General features: G+C 55.5%; 15 protein-coding genes and 1 pseudogene. 11 read left to right on the top strand and 5 right to left on the bottom strand.

Annotation, left to right across the window (positions count from 1 at the left end):
- Positions 1-93 precede the first annotated feature (93 nt).
- Entirely contained in the window at positions 94-600 is a 507-nt protein-coding gene (locus K3180_RS05080; protein ID WP_221538669.1) for a hypothetical protein, read from the top strand.
- 78 nt (positions 601-678) lie between these two features.
- Here the strand turns inward: K3180_RS05080 and K3180_RS05085 are convergent, their stop codons facing one another.
- Positions 679-888 (bottom strand): hypothetical protein, encoded by a 210-nt coding sequence (locus K3180_RS05085; RefSeq protein WP_221538670.1) that lies wholly within the window; start codon positions 886-888, stop codon positions 679-681.
- A 231-nt stretch (positions 889-1,119) separates the two neighbouring features.
- Here K3180_RS05085 and K3180_RS05090 point away from each other — a divergent pair, with 231 nt between their 5' ends.
- Complete coding sequence (locus tag K3180_RS05090; RefSeq protein ID WP_247710336.1) at positions 1,120-1,761, top strand: hypothetical protein; 642 nt, start codon at positions 1,120-1,122, stop codon at positions 1,759-1,761.
- A gap of 158 nt (positions 1,762-1,919) precedes the next feature.
- Positions 1,920-4,583, top strand: a complete 2,664-nt coding sequence (alaS, locus tag K3180_RS05095) for an alanine--tRNA ligase (protein WP_221538672.1) — start codon at positions 1,920-1,922, stop codon at positions 4,581-4,583.
- A 53-nt stretch (positions 4,584-4,636) separates the two neighbouring features.
- Here alaS and K3180_RS05100 read toward each other — a convergent pair whose 3' ends face one another.
- The 4 genes from K3180_RS05100 to K3180_RS05115 form a co-directional block, all read right to left on the bottom strand.
- Complete coding sequence (locus K3180_RS05100) at positions 4,637-4,816, bottom strand: hypothetical protein (RefSeq protein WP_221538674.1); 180 nt, start codon at positions 4,814-4,816, stop codon at positions 4,637-4,639.
- A gap of 43 nt (positions 4,817-4,859) precedes the next feature.
- Complete coding sequence (locus K3180_RS05105) at positions 4,860-6,620, bottom strand: cation:proton antiporter domain-containing protein (protein WP_221538676.1); 1,761 nt, start codon at positions 6,618-6,620, stop codon at positions 4,860-4,862.
- A gap of 49 nt (positions 6,621-6,669) precedes the next feature.
- Entirely contained in the window at positions 6,670-8,325 is a 1,656-nt protein-coding gene (locus K3180_RS05110; protein WP_221538678.1) for a carbon-nitrogen hydrolase family protein, read from the bottom strand.
- A gap of 104 nt (positions 8,326-8,429) precedes the next feature.
- Positions 8,430-9,650, bottom strand: a complete 1,221-nt coding sequence (locus K3180_RS05115) for an NADP-dependent isocitrate dehydrogenase (RefSeq protein ID WP_221538679.1) — start codon at positions 9,648-9,650, stop codon at positions 8,430-8,432.
- Positions 9,651-9,975: 325 nt separating this feature from the next.
- On the opposite strand from K3180_RS05115, the gene K3180_RS05120 reads away from it, so the two are divergent.
- The 8 genes and pseudogenes from K3180_RS05120 to K3180_RS05155 all read left to right on the top strand — a co-directional run bounded on the left by K3180_RS05120 (position 9,976) and on the right by K3180_RS05155 (position 17,377).
- Positions 9,976-11,280, top strand: coding sequence for a sugar transferase (locus K3180_RS05120; RefSeq protein ID WP_221538682.1), 1,305 nt, complete (start codon positions 9,976-9,978; stop codon positions 11,278-11,280).
- A gap of 290 nt (positions 11,281-11,570) precedes the next feature.
- Positions 11,571-12,027 (top strand): annotated as a pseudogene (locus K3180_RS12880) (IS5 family transposase); the annotation flags it as partial.
- 142 nt (positions 12,028-12,169) lie between these two features.
- On the top strand, positions 12,170-12,301 hold the full coding sequence (locus K3180_RS13020; RefSeq protein WP_221538686.1) for a winged helix-turn-helix transcriptional regulator: 132 nt from the start codon (positions 12,170-12,172) through the stop codon (positions 12,299-12,301).
- 49 nt (positions 12,302-12,350) lie between these two features.
- Complete coding sequence (locus K3180_RS12955) at positions 12,351-12,680, top strand: hypothetical protein (protein WP_221538688.1); 330 nt, start codon at positions 12,351-12,353, stop codon at positions 12,678-12,680.
- A 107-nt stretch (positions 12,681-12,787) separates the two neighbouring features.
- The gene (gene pseB, locus K3180_RS05140) at positions 12,788-13,786 is read left to right on the top strand and encodes a UDP-N-acetylglucosamine 4,6-dehydratase (inverting) (protein ID WP_221538691.1); all 999 of its coding nucleotides are present in this window, start codon (positions 12,788-12,790) and stop codon (positions 13,784-13,786) included.
- Positions 13,786-14,934, top strand: a complete 1,149-nt coding sequence (pseC, locus tag K3180_RS05145) for a UDP-4-amino-4,6-dideoxy-N-acetyl-beta-L-altrosamine transaminase (protein ID WP_345719426.1) — start codon at positions 13,786-13,788, stop codon at positions 14,932-14,934. Before pseB ends, pseC begins: the two co-directional genes overlap by 1 nt.
- Positions 14,935-14,936: 2 nt before the next feature.
- Positions 14,937-16,571 carry an aldo/keto reductase gene (locus K3180_RS05150; protein ID WP_221538693.1) on the top strand — a complete coding sequence of 545 codons (1,635 nt, stop codon included), beginning with the start codon at positions 14,937-14,939 and terminating at the stop codon, positions 16,569-16,571.
- A complete protein-coding gene (locus tag K3180_RS05155) occupies positions 16,568-17,377 on the top strand; it encodes an SDR family NAD(P)-dependent oxidoreductase (RefSeq protein WP_221538695.1) in 810 nt (269 codons plus the stop codon). Before K3180_RS05150 ends, K3180_RS05155 begins: the two co-directional genes overlap by 4 nt.
- Position 17,378: the final 1 nt, after the last annotated feature.

Here is a 17,378-nt window from a genome sequence, read left to right on the forward strand (position 1 = left end):
GCCAAGATAACCTCCGCAAAAGCTATCTTGAATCACATCTCGCAGCGATTGTGAATCCAGTTTGTCAACAGGGCCTATCTAAATGGGGGTATAATGCTTAAAACTGTTCACGCGCTCGCACTCGCGGGTGCAGCCGTTTCGCTCGGCGGCTGTGCTACCGTTCTCAATGGCGTCAACCAGGAGGTCGCGTTCGATTCCGATCCTGGCGGGGCTGTTGTCGCGCTTAGCTCGGGCCAGACCTGCACCACACCGTGTGCATATGAACTTCGTCGCGGCGATGATCTGCGTGTCGACTTCAATCTTGCAGGTTACAAGCCCGAATACGTCTATGTGCAGAGCCGCATGGGCGGTTCGACCTTCGGAAACATTATCGCCGGTGGGGGCATTGGGGCCGTGGTCGATGGTAGCAACGGCGCTGCCAATCACCTCGCACCCAACCCGGTCTATATCCGCCTGGCGCGTATTGGTTGCGACGAGGAAGCCGTGTTGCTCGACAAGAAGGGCGAAGTCGTAACGACCGTCGCCGAACATAACGCCAAGGTCGGAGAAGACGTTCGCAAGGGTCTCGAAGAACAAGGCGTGGTCGCGAAGGATATCTGACTTCTTCGACGATCATCGAAAGCGGCCCGCCTGTGCAAAAGCGCAGGCGGGCCGCTTAATTTGCTTCTTTGCGCCAAATTAGACGCTGACGGGCGCTTCATCATCATCATCATCGTCTGACACAAGCAGAACAATCATCCCGATGCCAGCTATAGCGGTGATTATAGCTGCTCGAACCAGGTCACTTCCGCCTTCTTCCTCGTAGGAGCTGGTCTGGGCAGTGGCGGCTACTGGTGCCAAAGCGAGCGAACCGGCTGCTGCTGCTAGTGCAATTTTCGGAAATCTCATGTGCGATCCTTTCAATTCTCTAGGGACATCAATATGATTTGTCCCATCAAGCTAATCACCAATCACCCTGGTATGTTCCTGATTCTATCGAGGATAGAGAACCGGTTGGCTATCAATCATGCACATTCGGTGGAACGGGCTCGGGTTTGAGAGCCTTCGACTGGCTTGTCTTCTGCTGCATTTAAACAGGGTTCAGTGCTGCTTCAGTTCGCTTTCGCCAAATTCGAACTCATGATGAAATTTCTGGTTTCTTTTGTGCTCGCGCTTCTCGCTATTGGGCTTGGTGCTGAAACCAGTACCGCCAATTCGGCCACCAACGCATGGCAGATCGGACCTATCATCGATGGCCGGAGCTACTCGAAAAATATGCCTCTCTATCTGTACGAGGGCAGGGATGGTCCTTGGTTCGACTTTCCCGGTCCTAGAAAGAGTGACGGCCATGTCCATTATGTCACCATAGCCTCCGGTCCGCTGAACAGGGCAAAACGCATTACGATGCGGTATCGCATTGATTCGCCGCCGGATGTAAAATTCAGACCTCAGGAAGCTCCGGGCGAGGAAGCGACGATGTCGTTGTATTTTCAGCGTCACGGTGACCGCTGGACGCGAGATTATCCCCATTATCGATGGTATTCCCCTGCTGCTCGCGTCGTAAAGTTGCGCCCTGGTGTGCATGAGATCAGCATTGGGCTTGACGAACCGTGGATCGCAATGATGGGCGGGAACAGCCACACCCTGCCCGGGCCTTTTGCAAAGACTTTAACCGATACTGCTCGGATCGGGTTTACTTTCGGCGGATCGACGGGTCGCGGGCATGGAGTTTACGCGACAAGGCCGGCTCGCTTCACCCTTCTGGAATTTGAGGTCCAGTAAGGCTAATCTCCAGTATCCTTTGAGGCTTTGAGATGCGATCTGCGAATACGATCACCCTCAAGAGATTTTGATCGAAAGTCATCGGCCCTCGGTAAGCCACTTTCCCCCGGCACCATTCCCGCTTGTCGCACGCGTGCCTATTGCCTAACTGCGGCACTATGACGTCGACTAACGAAATACGCCGCTCCTTCCTCGACTATTTTGCATCGAAGGATCATGCCGAGGTCCCGAGCGCACCACTCGTTCCGTTCAGCGATCCTACGCTGATGTTCGTCAATGCGGGGATGGTACCGTTCAAGAACGCTTTCACCGGTCTTGAAACACCACCCGCCTCGCGCGCGGTCAGCGCGCAGAAGTGCGTTCGGGCCGGGGGCAAGCACAACGATCTCGACAATGTCGGCTATACAGCCCGGCATCACACATTCTTCGAAATGCTGGGCAACTTCAGCTTCGGCGACTATTTCAAGGAACAGGCGATCGACAATGCCTGGAACCTGCTGACGAAGGAGTGGGGCCTCAATCCAGAGCGGCTGTTGGTCACGGTCTATCATACCGACGATGAGGCCTTCGACCTGTGGAAGAAGCGCACCGGTTTCGCCGACGAGAAGATTATCCGCATTCCTACCAAGGACAATTTCTGGGCCATGGGCTCCGACGGACCATGCGGCCCGTGTTCGGAAATCTTTTACGATCACGGCGATCATATCTGGGGCGGCCCTCCGGGATCGCCGGAAGAAGACGGCGATCGTTTCGTCGAGATCTGGAATCTCGTCTTCATGCAGTTCACGCAGGAGAACGACGAAATCGTCGGCGACCTGCCCAAGCCCAGCATCGATACCGGCATGGGCATCGAACGTGTCGCTGCTGTCATGCAGGGCGTCCATGACAATTACGATACCGATACCTTCAGAGCTTTGATCGGTGCCAGTGAAGCACTCACCGGAGTGAAAGCGGAAGGCAACCAGACTGCCAGCCATCGGGTCATCGCGGACCACCTGCGCTCGACGAGCTTCCTGCTGGCCGACGGGGTGCTGCCCAGCAATGAAGGCCGCGGCTACGTTCTGCGCCGCATCATGCGCCGCGCCATGCGTCACGCCCACTTGCTGGGGGCGAGTAAGCCGCTGATGCATCGCCTTGTTCCTGAACTCGTAAGCGAAATGGGGGCTGCCTATCCGGAGTTGGTACGCGGCCAGGCGCTTATCCAGGAAGTCCTCGAACGCGAGGAAGCGCAATTTCGTCGCACGCTCGAAAAGGGCCTCAAGCTGCTCGACGAGGCGACTGGCGAGATGGGTGAGGGTGGCACGCTGGATGGCGGAACTGCGTTCAAGCTCTACGACACATATGGATTTCCCTACGACCTCACAGAAGACGCATTGCGCGCACGCGGAATAGGCGTGGACAGGGCCGGCTTCGACAGCGCGATGGCTGAGCAGAAGACGGCCGCGCGTGCTGCGTGGAAGGGATCCGGGGAAGCGGCCAGCGAAGATGTCTGGTTCGACATTGTCGAACGCGAAGGTTCGACCGAATTCACCGGCTATTCGTCCAGCACGGGTGAGGCGGCGGTGGTGGCGCTGGTGAAAGACGGCAAGGAAGTGGACACTGCGTCCGCGGGCGATGAGGTAATCGTTCTCACCAATCAGACGCCGTTCTACGGCGAGAGTGGCGGCCAGACCGGTGATGCCGGACGAATCTGGACGCCCGAGGGCCTTGAGATCATCGTCTCGACAACGAACAAGCCGCTCGGACGACTACACGCTCATGTGTCGAAGGTCGGCAAGGGCAGCGTGAAAGTCGGCGATGCAGTGCATCTCGAGATCGACGCCGAACGCCGTGACCGTATCCGCGCAAACCATTCGGCGACGCACCTGGTCCACGCGGCACTGCGTAATCGCCTGGGCGGACATGTGACACAGAAGGGTTCGCTGGTTGCCGACGATCGCTTCCGGTTCGACTTTTCGCATCCCAAGCCGCTCAGCGACGAGGACATTGCCGCGATAGAAGCAGAGGTGAACGAGGAAATTCGCGCCAACGAGACGGTTGGCACGAGGCTCATGACGCCGGATGATGCAGTAGCCGCGGGTGCCTTGGCCCTTTTCGGTGAAAAATACGGCGACGAGGTTCGCGTCCTTTCCATGGGCCGCAAAGGCGGGGGGGGGCGTAATTACTCGGTCGAACTGTGCGGCGGCACCCATGTCGAAGCGACTGGTGACATCGGCCTGTTCAAGATCGTTGCCGAAAGCGCGGTCAGTTCGGGTGTGCGCCGTATCGAGGCATTGACCGGCGAAGCCGCACGCCAGTGGTTGCTGGCACGGGATGATGCCGTGCGGGCCATTGCCGGGGCGCTCAAGACTTCTCCCGATGAAGCAGCAGCGCGAGTCTTGACCTTGGTCGAGGAACGTAAGCGACTTGAAAAGGAACTTGCCGAAGCAAAGCGCGCGCTCGCCTTGGGTGGGGGAGGTTCTGCCAATTCTGGCTCCGCCGATGAGGACCTCGGCGGGGTCACATTTTCAGGTCAGATCATAGACGGACTCGATCCGAAGGAGCTACGTCCACTGCTCGACGAGGCCAAGAAGCGCATGGGTTCCGGAATCGCTGCAATCTGCGCTGTGAATGACGGCAAGGGTGCCTTTGCGGTTGGCGTGACCGATGATCTTACCGACCGGTTTAGCGCGGTCGACCTGGTACGCGTCGGTGTGGAAGCGCTCGGCGGCAAGGGCGGCGGCGGTCGGCCCGATATGGCCCAGGGCGGTGGACCGGACGGTTCGAAGGCCGAAAAAGCTATCGCCGCTGTGCGCGAGACTTTGACAAGAGAAGACGCCTGACCGGCACTAACGGTCAGGTATTACCCTGTTCTACTCCATTTCTGCGGAATTGATCAGGCGCCGGGCGTCTTTTTGGTTACGCCGCTCGAACCTTGTTCGATGTCGTAGCCTTCAGTGTCGCCGGGTTTGCCGCGATCTTCGTTCGGTGCCTTGTCCTTTCGTGGATCGGCAACGTTCTGGGGCTTGAATTTCTCGTCATTTGGAAGTGGCTTTGTCGGGTCGATGTCACTCATATCCTTTCCTTTCGCCTCATCAACGCATAGGGAAAGGAAGGGTTCAACCGTCCAACGTACTCGAACGCAGCTTCGGCTTGTAGGCAAGTGCGCCCTCTTTCTCGATCAGATCACGGAACTCATCCCGCTTTTCGTGGATCGAAGCGATTACCGGACCCATGGCAACACCGATGTCGACCAATACGGCTTCCGAAAGCTGTAGCGCCGCTTCGAGTGTTTCGGGAACGGCGTGGCTGGCACCGGCGCGATAAAGCTCGGCAGCATGGGCGATGTCGCGGGCACGAGATACAATAAGCAGATCCGGATATTCGCTACGAAGCTTGGATACCAGACGTGCGGCAAGCACCGGTTCGTCCATGGTAAGCACGATGGCTGGAGCATTTTCGACGCCCAATCTGGCCAGCGATCCACCGCGAGCCGCATCTCCGAACGTCGCCCGATATCCCTTACGTTTGGCAAATTCGATAAGGTCGGCATCGGAATCTATTGCGATATAGGGTTTGCCATGCGCCTTGAGCATTTGCGCCACCAATCGGCCAACGCGCCCTATTCCCACAACTATGACTTTCCCGTCGCCTTCGTCGTCAGGTGGAAGCTCCGGCGCTGGTTCGACGCGGCGGGCGACGATACGACCGAGGCGTGCCAGGAGCGGTGTGAAGGTCAGGCCGATTGCGGTCACAATCTGCCAGAACTGCGCAGTGCCAGGTTGAATCAGGAGTGCCGAGCTGGCGGCGGCAAGCACGATCAGAGTTGTCTCGGATGGGCTGGCCATCAAAATCCCGGTTTCGGCTGCCGTACTACGCCGTGCGCCCATCAATCGCAGGAGTACGCCCGTCAGGATTGCCTTGAACAGGAGTACGCCAACCACCGCAGTCGCGATCATCCCGAGGTATTCCCAGATGGTCGCCAGATCGATGCTCATCCCCACAGTAATCAGGAAGATGCCCAGAGCGAGCCCTTTGAACGGCTCCATAATGCTTTCGACTTCCTGATGATACTCGGTCTCGGCAATCAGCAGGCCGGCCAGCAACGCACCCACTATCGGTGACAAACCTACGGCCGCCGTTGCAAGGCTGGCCCCGATAACCACCAGCATTGCAGCGGCGAGAAACAGTTCAGGACTTTTGGTCCTTGCTGCCTGGGCAAACAGACGCGGCAGGGCGATACGGCCGGCGATCATCATGACCGCGATCACTGCCGCGCCTTGCCACATCGTGGTAAGCAGACCCTCCCAACCCTCCGAAGCGGCATTGGGCGCCATTGCGCCGAGGATGAAGACGATCGGAACGATCATGATGTCTTCGAACAACAACATCGAGAGTGCAGCGCGGCCAACGGGACTCGCGGTGCCTGAAATTGGCAGGACGATTGCAGTCGAAGAGAATGCGAGAGCAAAGCCGAGCGCCAGCGCTCCGGTCCAGAACTGGCCCATCATCGAGAGCACTATTGCAAGAATCACACCGCCAATGAGTAATTCCGCTGCCCCAAGTCCGAAGACTAGCCTTCGCAACTGCCATAGGCGCTTGAAGGACAACTCCAGCCCGATTGCGAACAGCAACAGGATGATGCCGAACTCCGCAAAAGGTTCGAGCGCCTCCGGATCGGATATCGTTATGTGTTCGAGCCAAGGTCGCTCGAATACGAGCTGACCCAGGCCATAGGGACCCACTGCGATGCCGATAAGGATGAACCCGATAACGGGAGTAATCCGGAAGCGCGTAAAAACGGGTATGACTAGTCCCGCCGCGCCGAGGATCACGAGCGCGTCGGATATTGCCGGAGATGCTAGGTCGCCCGAAGCCATGAATAAGCTCTAGCCAGCCATCATTGCGAAGTCACGAATGTAGACGATGTTAGCCTCCACCAGGGTGTGCGGGGCCGAGCGGTTCGCGGCGCGGGCGAGGCTTGCCGGGGTGTCTTCGGTCTTCATCCCATTCGATTCGGTAAAGGTCGAAGCGACGATCGGCCAGATTGCGCACGGTACCTTCGGCCCGGGCCCATTGGAGGTCGGCCAGGTTGATATCGCTGATCGTCAACGTTTCCACGTTTTCGGTCGCCTCGGCAGCTATGCCATCGCGGGCGAAAGGAAAATCGCACGGTGTCAGAATGCAGCTTTGCGCATACTGGATGTCCATATTGCCCACGTTGGGTAGATTTCCGACATTGCCGGACAGCACGACGAAACACTGATTTTCGATAGCCCGAGCCTGTGAGCAATACCGAACGCGCAAATATCCCTGACGACTATCGGTACAGAAGGGCACGAAAATGATGCGAGCACCTTCATCGGCAAGGCGGCGGCTGAGTTCGGGGAACTCGCTATCGTAGCAGATCTGCACACCGATCGGGCCGCAGTCAGTCTGGATTACCTCGACCTTGTCGCCGCCCTTGATGTTCCACCAATAACGCTCGTTGGGGGTGGGATGGATTTTTTCCTGCGCATGGACCGATCCGTCGCGCAGGCAGACATAGGCGACGTTGTGGATGTCTCCGTCATCCATGCGCGTCGGGTGGCTGCCGGCGATGATATTGATGTTGTAGCGCATCGCCATTTCGGAAATATCGTCACGCAGGCGAGGGGTGTATTCGGACAATCGCTCGATCGCCTCGACCGGCGAGAGTTCCTTCTCTTCGAAACTCAGCAGCATCAGCGTGAAGAGTTCGGGAAAAACTATGAAGTCCGCTTCATAATCGCTTGCGACATCTACGAAATATGTCACGTGGCGCATGAATTCGTCATAGTCAGCCACTTGCCGTGCCTGCAGCTGGCACGTCGCTACACGGACAGCTTCGACCCCTCGTGGTAGCCGCTTTTTCACCGGCTGGTCGCGCTCGACATAGGGATTGCGCCAGACCATCATGATAGCGTTTGCCATGCTGGCCTTGTCCTCGGGCAGATAGCCCTCCATCACCCGCTCGGGCTCGAACCCGTTGGCGAGTTGGAAGCGCAACACAGGGTCGTGCAGCTTTCCTTCGACCACCTTCTCCAGATACTCCTGCGGCCCTTCGACCTTCCGCCGACTGCGGCGATAGTTCGGCATTCGGCCCGCAAAGACGATGCCGGTCAGGTCGCGGTCTTCGGCCAGAGCGCGGCGCTCTTCGTACAACCGTCTTCCGATGCGAACGCCGCGCACTTTGGGATCGACGCACATTTCGTAGCCGTAAAGCCAGTCGCCCGTCGGATCGTGGCGGCTGCCGTAGCCATTGCCGGTAATTTCGTCCCAATCGTGGTCCTGGAAGGCCAAGGCTTCGGCTACCTGCATGGTGGCGCAATAGCCGACCACCTTCTCGTCGAGCAGGGCGACAAAGCAACCTTCGGGAAAGTTGTTGATCTGGCCGCGAATCTCGCCGTGCGTATAGGCTGGCATGTCTTCGTAGACGCGCCGCACCAGGTCCGCGATGCCGCGGATGTCCTTTATTTTCGCGTTGCGGATTTCGAGCCGCTTCTGGCCGAATTTCTCCGAACCCTTCCGGCGAACTGCGCGCTTCTTTGTTGGCTGTCTGGCCATTTTACCCCGTCAGTTTTTGTCGACCCCAAAGAAAAACCGGGGCCGGCACGAGCCGACCCCGGTGATCTGGCTTATCTGGATAATGACCCAGAGGCGTTCCGGTTTCAGGCCGACTTTGCCATTTCCGCTTCCAGTCCCTCGACAATCGCTTCGAAGAACTGCTCGGTGGTCATCCAGCTCTGGTCTGGACCGATGAGCAAAGCGAGGTCTTTGGTCATCTTGCCGCTTTCCACGGTCTCGATGCAGACCCGCTCCAGCGTTTCGGCGAACTTCACCACTTCGGGCGTGTTGTCGAACTTGCCGCGATACATGAGACCGCGCGTCCATGCGAAGATGCTAGCGATCGGGTTGGTCGAGGTCGCCTTGCCCTGCTGGTGCTGGCGATAGTGGCGGGTGACGGTGCCGTGTGCAGCTTCGGCTTCTACCGTCTTGCCATCGGGAGTCATCAGGACCGAGGTCATCAGCCCGAGCGAGCCGAAGCCCTGAGCGACGATGTCCGACTGTACGTCTCCGTCGTAGTTCTTGCAGGCCCAGACGAACTTGCCACTCCACTTGAGTGCCGCTGCGACCATGTCGTCGATCAGGCGGTGTTCGTAAGTCAGGCCGTGCTTTTCGAAATCTGCCTTGTATTCTGCATCGAACACTTCCTGGAACAGGTCCTTGAAGCGGCCATCATACTTCTTGAGGATGGTGTTCTTGGTCGACAGATATACCGGCCACTTGCGGTCAAGGCCGTAAGCGAAGCTCGCGCGGGCGAAGTCGCGGATGCTGTCGTCGAGGTTGTACATCGTCAGGGCAACGCCCGGGCTGGGGAACTCGAACACGTCGATGTCGATGTTTTCGCCGTCTTCGCCCTCGAAGACCATGCGCAGTTTGCCCTTGCCGGGGATGAGCGTGTCTTTAGCGCGGTACTGGTCGCCGAAGGCATGACGACCGACGACGATCGGGTCGGTCCATCCAGGGACAAGACGCGGAACGTTGTCGATGACGATAGGTTCGCGGAAGACTACGCCGCCGAGGATGTTGCGGATCGTGCCGTTCGGGCTGACCCACATCTTCTTGAGGCCAAATTCCTCGACGCGCTGCTCGTCGGGGGTGATGGTGGCGCACTTCACGCCGACACCATATTCCTTGATCGCGTTCGCTGCATCGACGGTAATCTGATCGTCGGTCGCATCGCGGCTCTCGATAGAAAGGTCGTAGTATTTGAGATCGATATCGAGATAGGGAAGGATCAGCCGTTCGCGGATCCACTTCCAGATAATTTTGGTCATTTCGTCGCCGTCGAGTTCGACGACCGGATTGGCTACCTTGATCTTGGCCATGGGTTTCCTGTCAGTTCGAATGGATTTGGCGGCGCTTTAGCAGAGCGGGCGAACAGGGCAAGGAGGGGGAGTTCGTTAGGCCTTTGCACAAGTTCCTGAGCCGTCCGATGGTGGTGTGGAGAAAATTGCTGGAATTCGCGTGCAAAAAGCTGGTAATGGTGTGGGCTTCAGGGTGATCGCATTTTCGCACGGAATATTCCGATTAGTAAATGTTGTTGGGATCCTGGGTGTCGCATGAAAATGCTCTCACTCAAGCTTTAGTCAGCATGGAAATTGCGCCTAGCTAGCTATGATCTACGCTTGAAGAGTGCCTCGGAGTAGACTGTTGTCAGCACATTTTCTCTCGCCGATTGTTCGTCGTGGGCTTGTGCATTCTTTGCGCTTTGAACTCGTGTTCGTATTGCTGTTTGGAACAGTATTTCCTCTATTGGCTCTTACCTTTCTGGAAGGAGGCAGATTTGTCAGTTTTGACATTGCTGCGAATTGGATCGCCCAGCCTGGTGTGGCAAACTCCTTCATTGGAAGCGTTCTCTGCGGCATCGTTTCGATCATCATTCTAAGAAGGTTGCGCTATTATCCGGGCGTTGCCGTTGCTCGGTCGATTTTGCCGGTGCTTGCGTTGATGTTCAGCCTGCTGATCGGCGTCATCGCTGGCCTCAGATTGGAGTATTACAATAAACTGCTGCTCTTGTGTTTTCTCGGCATCTTCACCACGCGTTTTGCGATCACCGCGATGCGCAGCCGGGCAAAGGGGTTGCTTTATTATTTAGTGCCCGGTGGTCGGGTCGATATAATAAGCCAGTTGCGGTCGGCTCCGGTTATCACACTCAAATCTCCATCGCTTGAAGGTCTGCCGGATTGCGCTATCGTGGCCGATCTTCACGCAGATATTGGAGATGAGTGGGAGCGCTTTCTTGCTGATGCTGCGATTTCGGGTCGCCCGGTTTATCACTATAAACATGTATGGGAGGCAGAGACCGGCACAGTCCAAATAGACCACCTATCCGAAAATAGCTTTGGCGCTCTCGTGCCTGGCTTTGCATATCAGAAAATAAAACGCGCGGTCGACCTGGTCCTCGTCGTTGGGGCGTTGCCGATAGCCATTCCGCTGCTGGGTGTTTGCGCGATCATGATCAAGCGCGACAGCGCAGGGCCAGTGTTCTTTCGTCAGCGGCGGATGGGCTTTCGAGGTGAGGAATTTGAAGTCCTCAAGCTGCGCACCATGTCGCAAGGGCACAACGGTAAGAATCGCAATCTTTCGATTACCAAATCAGCCGATCAACGTATCACGAAGGTCGGTGCATTCTTGCGTCATACTCGGCTGGATGAACTACCCCAAATCTATAACATTGTTCGGGGTGAGATGAGTTGGATTGGTCCGAGGCCCGAAACAGTGAGCCTTTCGGAGTGGTATGAAAGCGAAATTCCCTTCTACCGCTATCGGCACATGGTTCGACCAGGGATCAGTGGATGGGCACAAGTCAACCAAGGGCATGTGGCAGAAGTTGGTGAGGTTGATGAGAAACTTCAGTACGACTTCTACTACGTAAAAAATCTCTCGTATTGGCTCGATATTATCATTGCTCTGCGAACGGTGAAGGTCGTCCTGTCCGGCTTCGGGGCAAAGTAGGGAGTTGCCGACAGACCTTAGGGTTGAAGTCGATTATTCGGAATAGCTTTGATCAACCTGTTAGTTTAGGTTCGGCACATAGTAGCAAGGAGCGCATCGCTTTTCCCATATGGCGATGAGTAACCGAGTCCGCTCATTAGGCTGCGAGTCTCTCTACTCGCCCGATGAAATTCGCAAGGGAGCTGTGGATGATTTGAACCTTATCGCCTTCAGCTACGTTCAGGACCCATTAAAGGGATCCCCAAGGAGTCGATAATCTGATTCACAGTCAACGCTGAGGAAGCGTTGTCCTGAGTGACCTGATCTGGTTGTCGGAGGCGCAGATGAGCCGGATCGATCCGCATTTTCCGTTGTCGTATGGAGTGCCGCGGGTTGATGATCGGCGGATTGTCAGCGGGATCATCTTTGTAATCAGGAATGGGTTGCGGTGGCGGGACGCGCCAGGCGAGTGTGGTCCGCATAAAACGATTACAACCGCTTCAGCCGTTGGGGCCGGCTGGGTGTGTTCAACAAAATCTTTGCTGCGTTGGCTGCGAAGGGTGGCAAGCTGGATCGGCTAATGATTTGATGCTACTCACCTTAAGGCTCTTGAACAGCGGCCAGCTGTTTAAAAAAGAGGTTCTTCCCAGACGTATCGGGCGCACCAAGGTCGGCTTGAACTCAAAGCTTCATGCAGTCTGCGATGGCCACGGGCGACCATTGGTCATGCCACTGAGCGAAGGCCAGATGAGCGACTTCAAGGGTGCCGCGCGAGCGTATTGTGTTTTGAGTACAAGTTGATATCGCTCAAAATTGAACGATGCAAATGCATTAAAAACAGTAGGAATTATGTGCAGGGGTGACTGTTGCAGCTTCCTGTGTGATAGCTTGCCCGCTTTGGAGTCGGTTAATGAGTAGGCGTCAATCAGGACTCGATGAAAGCGCTCGTTTTAAGGTGCTTCGTCTCCTTGAAGATAACCCGAACCTGTCCCAACGAGAGTTGGCGAAAGCTGTTGGGGTCAGTACGGGCAGCGCGCACTGATGGGAATCAATTTGCCAAATCGCCTTCGAATTCGAACGACTATGCTGTCATGGAGTTGGTGTTTAACGTAGCCGTGGGTCCGATGTCCTGCGGCTGGTCAAATGTTGGCAGTTGGTATGCCTTGGTAGAAATTTCTACGCCTGACAAAGGCGGCAATGTAGCGATCGGCGATGTAAACCTGCTCGACTGTTCAAATACCTTTACCAATATCGAGGGTGCGCGCATCAGTGCAGTCGGCATGACTGATATGATCATCGACTCCTCAAGCAGTGGATTTTGGTCGGGCGCCGCGAACACTTGCTGCCCATCAAGAATTTCAGCGATGATCGCGCGCCGGATAATTTGTGCTATCGGGCATTTGCGACATCTAAATCAATGAAAGTTCACTTTCATAACAGCCTCACAGGATTAAAGTTAATCTCAATACTTACAACGATTTGTGAAACTTAATGCAGACAACAAAATTTAGCACCTCAGGAGACCTAGATGCTAACTGGATCTACAATTCTTGTTACCGGCGGTACCGGCTCATTCGGAAACACTTTTGTTCCGATGACACTCGCCAAATATAATCCAAAAAAAATCATCATCTTATCTCGTGACGAGATGAAACAGTGGGAAATGGCGAAGCTGTTTAACGGTGACAATCGTGTCCGATTTTTTATAGGCGACGTGCGCGATAGAGAGCGGCTTTATCGGGCGTTTTCCGGGGTTGATTACGTTGTACATGCGGCCGCGACCAAAATTGTGCCTACTGCCGAGTATAATCCATTCGAATGCATCAAGACGAACGTTAATGGCGCGATGAACGTGATCGACGCCGCGATTGACAAGGGGGTAAAGGGGGTAGTGGCGCTTTCGACCGATAAAGCCTCTAGTCCCATCAACCTCTATGGCGCTTCAAAATTAGCTTCGGACAAACTCTTTGTCGCAGGCAATGCCTATTCCGGAGAGCATGCAACCCGCTTCAGTGTGGTCCGCTATGGCAACGTTATGGGTTCACGCGGCTCGGTCATCCCGTTCTTTGTATCAATACGTGAGAACGGCAAATTGCCAATTACTGATTCCAGGATGACACGATTCATGATCAGCCTCGAACAGGGTGTGGAACTAGTTTGGCACGCTTTCGAAGACATGGTTGGGGGGGAAGTTTATGTGAAGAAAATTCCTTCAATGAAGGTAACCGACATCGCGCATGTTATCGCGCCGGAAGCGAAGCAAGAAATCGTGGGCATTCGTCCAGGAGAAAAGCTGCACGAGCAGATGATCGGTATCGAGGATGCGCCCTTTACCTTTGAATACGACGAGCACTTCAAGATCCTACCTGCGATCAACGATTGGGCTGCTGACGAGAAGCGAATACAGCAAGGTCGAAAGGTCAGAGAGGATTTCTCGTATACGAGTGAGAACAATCCCGAGTGGATGCCACCAAAAGAGCTGGCCTCCTGGATTGAACAGAACCAGAAGAAAATTGGGACAATATAGTGATACCATACGGGCGTCAGAGCATTTCACAGCAGGATGTGGATGCCGTTGTTGCAATATTGGAGTCGGATTATCTCACCCAAGGCCCAGCGGTGCCCCGGTTCGAGCAGGCAGTCGCAGACCGAGTAGGTGCTGCACACGGGGTGGCAGTAAACTCCGCTACATCTGCGCTTCATATCGCTTGTGCGGCCCTTGATATTGGGGCGGGAGATTTGTTGTGGACCTCACCGATAACTTTCGTCGCTTCTGCGAACTGCGCACGTTACCTCGGCGCGGATGTCGATTTTGTCGATATCGACCCTGATACCTTTAACATGTGCCCAGAGGCGTTGGCCGCGAAGCTAGAGCGGGCAAAAGCGGCTGGCCGACTCCCTAAGATCATCGTCCCGGTGCACATGGGCGGTCAGTCAACTGCCGCCAAAGAGATCGCGGACTTGGTACGCCCATATGGTATTCGTATCATCGAGGATGCAAGCCACGCAATAGGGGGCAGTTATCTTGGCCAGCCGGTTGGCTCATGTAGATATTCCGATATTACCATCTTCAGCTTTCACCCAGTCAAGATCATTACCACTGCAGAAGGTGGTATGGCGCTTACCAATGATGCGGAGCTTGCGGCGCGGATGGAGCGGCTCCGTTCACATGGCATAACGCGTGATCCCGCGCATATGACCCATGAACCAGATGGGCCCTGGTACTATCAACAAATCGAGTTGGGCTGGAATTATCGGATGACTGAGATGCAGGCGGCGCTTGGCATTAGCCAGCTGTCACATTTGACTGAATTTGTCGATCGCCGTAACGCGTTGGCGTCGCGGTACGACACGCTTTTGTTGGATCTGCCGGTTTATCTTCCTGGGCGTTTGAAGAGTGCCTATTCGGCATTTCACCTCTACATTATCAGGCTGAAAGACAAAACCCGCCATCGCGCAGTCTTTGGAGCTTTGCGGGAGCGAGGCATAGGTGTCAACTTGCATTACATACCCGTGCATCTTCAGCCCTACTATCGCAATCTCGGCTTCAACGATGGCGATTTCCCGCTGGCAGAGGACTACTACAAGCGAGCTATCAGCATTCCTCTTTTCCATGGCCTTGATGACTTGCAACAAGACAAGGTCGTAGCCGCAATTTCGGCGGCATTAACTTGATCATGACGGTGGAGACCAACCTTGTGGTTCTTCAGGCCCGCACTGGATCATCGCGCCTGCCTGGCAAGGCGCTACTTCCATTAGGTGGAATGCCTCTGTCTATACTTGCCGCAAAGCGCGCCGCAAACACAGGTAAGCGCGTGATATTGGCCACCTCTGTTGAACAGTCCGACGATGTTCTTGCGCAAGAAGCAGCGGCTTGGGGAGTCGAGGTGGTTCGAGGCCCGCTTAAGGACGTGCTTGCGCGATTTCTTAAAGCCATAGAGGGACTGCCAGACAACGCGTTAATTACCCGTTTGACAGGTGACAACCCCGTCCCCGATGGAGCGTTGATCGATGAAGTCGAGGCGGAATTTCTGGATCGCGACCTTGACTACATAACTACAACGCACCCGGTGTCTGGTTTGCCCTATGGCGTGAGTGTCGAAGTGACCCGAGCTGGACATCTTCGAGAAAGTGCTCGAAACGTGATCAGTGCTAATGCGCGCGAGCATGTTACAAGCGATGTGATTGCACGCTATGGTGCTACGCCATTCTTGGGAAGGGCATCGGTCGGGAAGAGCAGCTTCAGGATGACCGTTGATTGCTTTGACGACTACCAGACTCAGCGACGCGTTTTCGCAACTACCACTACTCCCCTTACGGTCCACTGGTCTGATCTCGTCGCTCAGGCGGCTTGTGGGCTTTACCAGCCTTCAGGTCTAGGTTCTCTCTCTAAGATTGTCATGGGGACTGTCCAACTTGGTCTTGATTACGGGGTGACTCTTGGCCGTGCGGTCACTCGCTCGGAACGTGAGGTGATGATCAAGACAGCAATCGGTGAGGGTGTTGAATCGTTGGATACCGCCCGCGCTTATGGGCAAAGTGAAGATGTAATCGGAAGTGTATTGGCTACCGGATGGAGCGGGCGCTGTCAGGTTGTGACGAAGCTCGACCCGCTGCTTGAACTAACAAATGCGCACAGCGCAAAGGAATGGCAACTCGCAGCAGAGGCATCGGTCATGCGATCTTGTGTCGCTTTGGGGGCCAAGTGTTTGGATACTCTGCTGGTTCATCGTGCTGCGCATTTGACGGTTGCAGATGGAGCGGTTTGGGCCTTACTTTTGCGGCTACAGGAACAGGGTGTGATCGGGCGGCTCGGTGCTTCCGTACAAACCACTCATGAGCTTGAGCTTGCACTGAACACTCCTGGCGTTGAGCATGTTCAGCTCCCTTGTAACTTACTGGATTCACGCTGGCAGCCTTACTATGATCGTCTGGAAAAGCTAAAAGACAGCGGTAAGTTGCAAGTGCATGTTCGCAGCGTGTTCCTTCAGGGTCTGCTACTTTCAGATAAGATTGAAGACTGGCGCAATGCTAATGTCCACGCCCCAGAACAAATCATAGATTGGCTGACTGAAGCGACTAAGGTCAATGGTAGGATAAACAAGGCAGACCTTTGTCTTGGATGGGCGCTAGCTCAGAACTGGGTCGACGGCGTGGTAGTCGGTGCAGATAATCTAGCTCAGCTGACGGAAAACTTGAAACTTGGCCGACGCATGCCGCTGACTGCCGAAGCGATCGAGCATTTGGTCGCCACAAGACCTTCGGTTTCTTCGTCCACTCTCGACCCGGCCCAATGGAGGAAGGCAAATTGACACGACAGTTCAATATTGCAGAATCGTATTCGCTTGCCAGGAGAAAGGTGCTTGTAACGGGCGGGTACGGATACCTTGGTGCTGCGATGGTCCGTGCTTTGGCCGGTGCCGGAGCACATGTGCTTATCAATGGTCGCAGTGGTAGGAAATGCCAGGCCTTTGCCGATGAACTCACCGAGGCCGGGTTTGCTGCTAGCGCGGCGCCTTTCGATGTTTCAGATACGAAAGGAGTGTCCCAATTCTTTGCCGAACTTGACGGATCTGCCCTTCATGGCTTGATAAATAACGCCTACGCAGGGGCTGCCGGTACAATCGAAACCCTTGATGAAGCAGCCTACGGCGCGGCCTACGACGTAACTGTGACTGCGGCGCACAGACTTTTGCGAACGAGCCTGCCCAACCTACGTCGCGCTGTTACAGAAACGGGCGCCGCGTCCGTCCTGAACATGGCATCCATGTACGGATTGGTTAGTCCTGTACCTGGGAATTACGAGAGGCCTGAGGTCGCGAATCCGGCTTCCTATGGTGCGGCTAAGGCCGGGCTGGTTCAGTTTACACGATATGCGGCATGTGAATTCGGACCGTATGGAATTCGCGTGAATGCATTGGCACCTGGGCCATTTCCTTCTCATACTACGCAAGAGGCAAGCCCGGAGTTCGTAGAGCGCCTTGCGCGCAATGTGCCAATGCAGCGCGTTGGATTGGCAGACGAATTGGGAGGGCCAACCGTGTTTCTGCTTTCGCAAGCTTCATCATTCGTAAATGGTGCAGTCTTGTGCGTCGATGGCGGCTGGACAAGTTGGTGAG

Source organism: Qipengyuania huizhouensis (assembly GCF_019711635.1).
Lineage (GTDB): Bacteria > Pseudomonadota > Alphaproteobacteria > Sphingomonadales > Sphingomonadaceae > Qipengyuania > Qipengyuania huizhouensis.

Bases quoted from the DNA above. Each gene is read 5' to 3' on its own strand.
- K3180_RS05080 (WP_221538669.1), top strand. From the start codon at position 94: ATGCTTAAAACTGTTCACGCGCTCGCACTCGCGGGTGCAGCCGTTTCG.
- K3180_RS05085 (WP_221538670.1), bottom strand. From the start codon at position 888: ATGAGATTTCCGAAAATTGCACTAGCAGCAGCAGCCGGTTCGCTCGCT.
- K3180_RS05090 (WP_247710336.1), top strand. From the start codon at position 1,120: ATGATGAAATTTCTGGTTTCTTTTGTGCTCGCGCTTCTCGCTATTGGG.
- alaS (WP_221538672.1), top strand. From the start codon at position 1,920: ATGACGTCGACTAACGAAATACGCCGCTCCTTCCTCGACTATTTTGCA.
- K3180_RS05100 (WP_221538674.1), bottom strand. From the start codon at position 4,816: ATGAGTGACATCGACCCGACAAAGCCACTTCCAAATGACGAGAAATTC.
- K3180_RS05105 (WP_221538676.1), bottom strand. From the start codon at position 6,620: ATGGCTTCGGGCGACCTAGCATCTCCGGCAATATCCGACGCGCTCGTG.
- K3180_RS05110 (WP_221538678.1), bottom strand. From the start codon at position 8,325: ATGGCCAGACAGCCAACAAAGAAGCGCGCAGTTCGCCGGAAGGGTTCG.
- K3180_RS05115 (WP_221538679.1), bottom strand. From the start codon at position 9,650: ATGGCCAAGATCAAGGTAGCCAATCCGGTCGTCGAACTCGACGGCGAC.
- K3180_RS13020 (WP_221538686.1), top strand. From the start codon at position 12,170: ATGAGTAGGCGTCAATCAGGACTCGATGAAAGCGCTCGTTTTAAGGTG.
- K3180_RS12955 (WP_221538688.1), top strand. From the start codon at position 12,351: ATGGAGTTGGTGTTTAACGTAGCCGTGGGTCCGATGTCCTGCGGCTGG.
- pseB (WP_221538691.1), top strand. From the start codon at position 12,788: ATGCTAACTGGATCTACAATTCTTGTTACCGGCGGTACCGGCTCATTC.
- K3180_RS05150 (WP_221538693.1), top strand. From the start codon at position 14,937: ATGACGGTGGAGACCAACCTTGTGGTTCTTCAGGCCCGCACTGGATCA.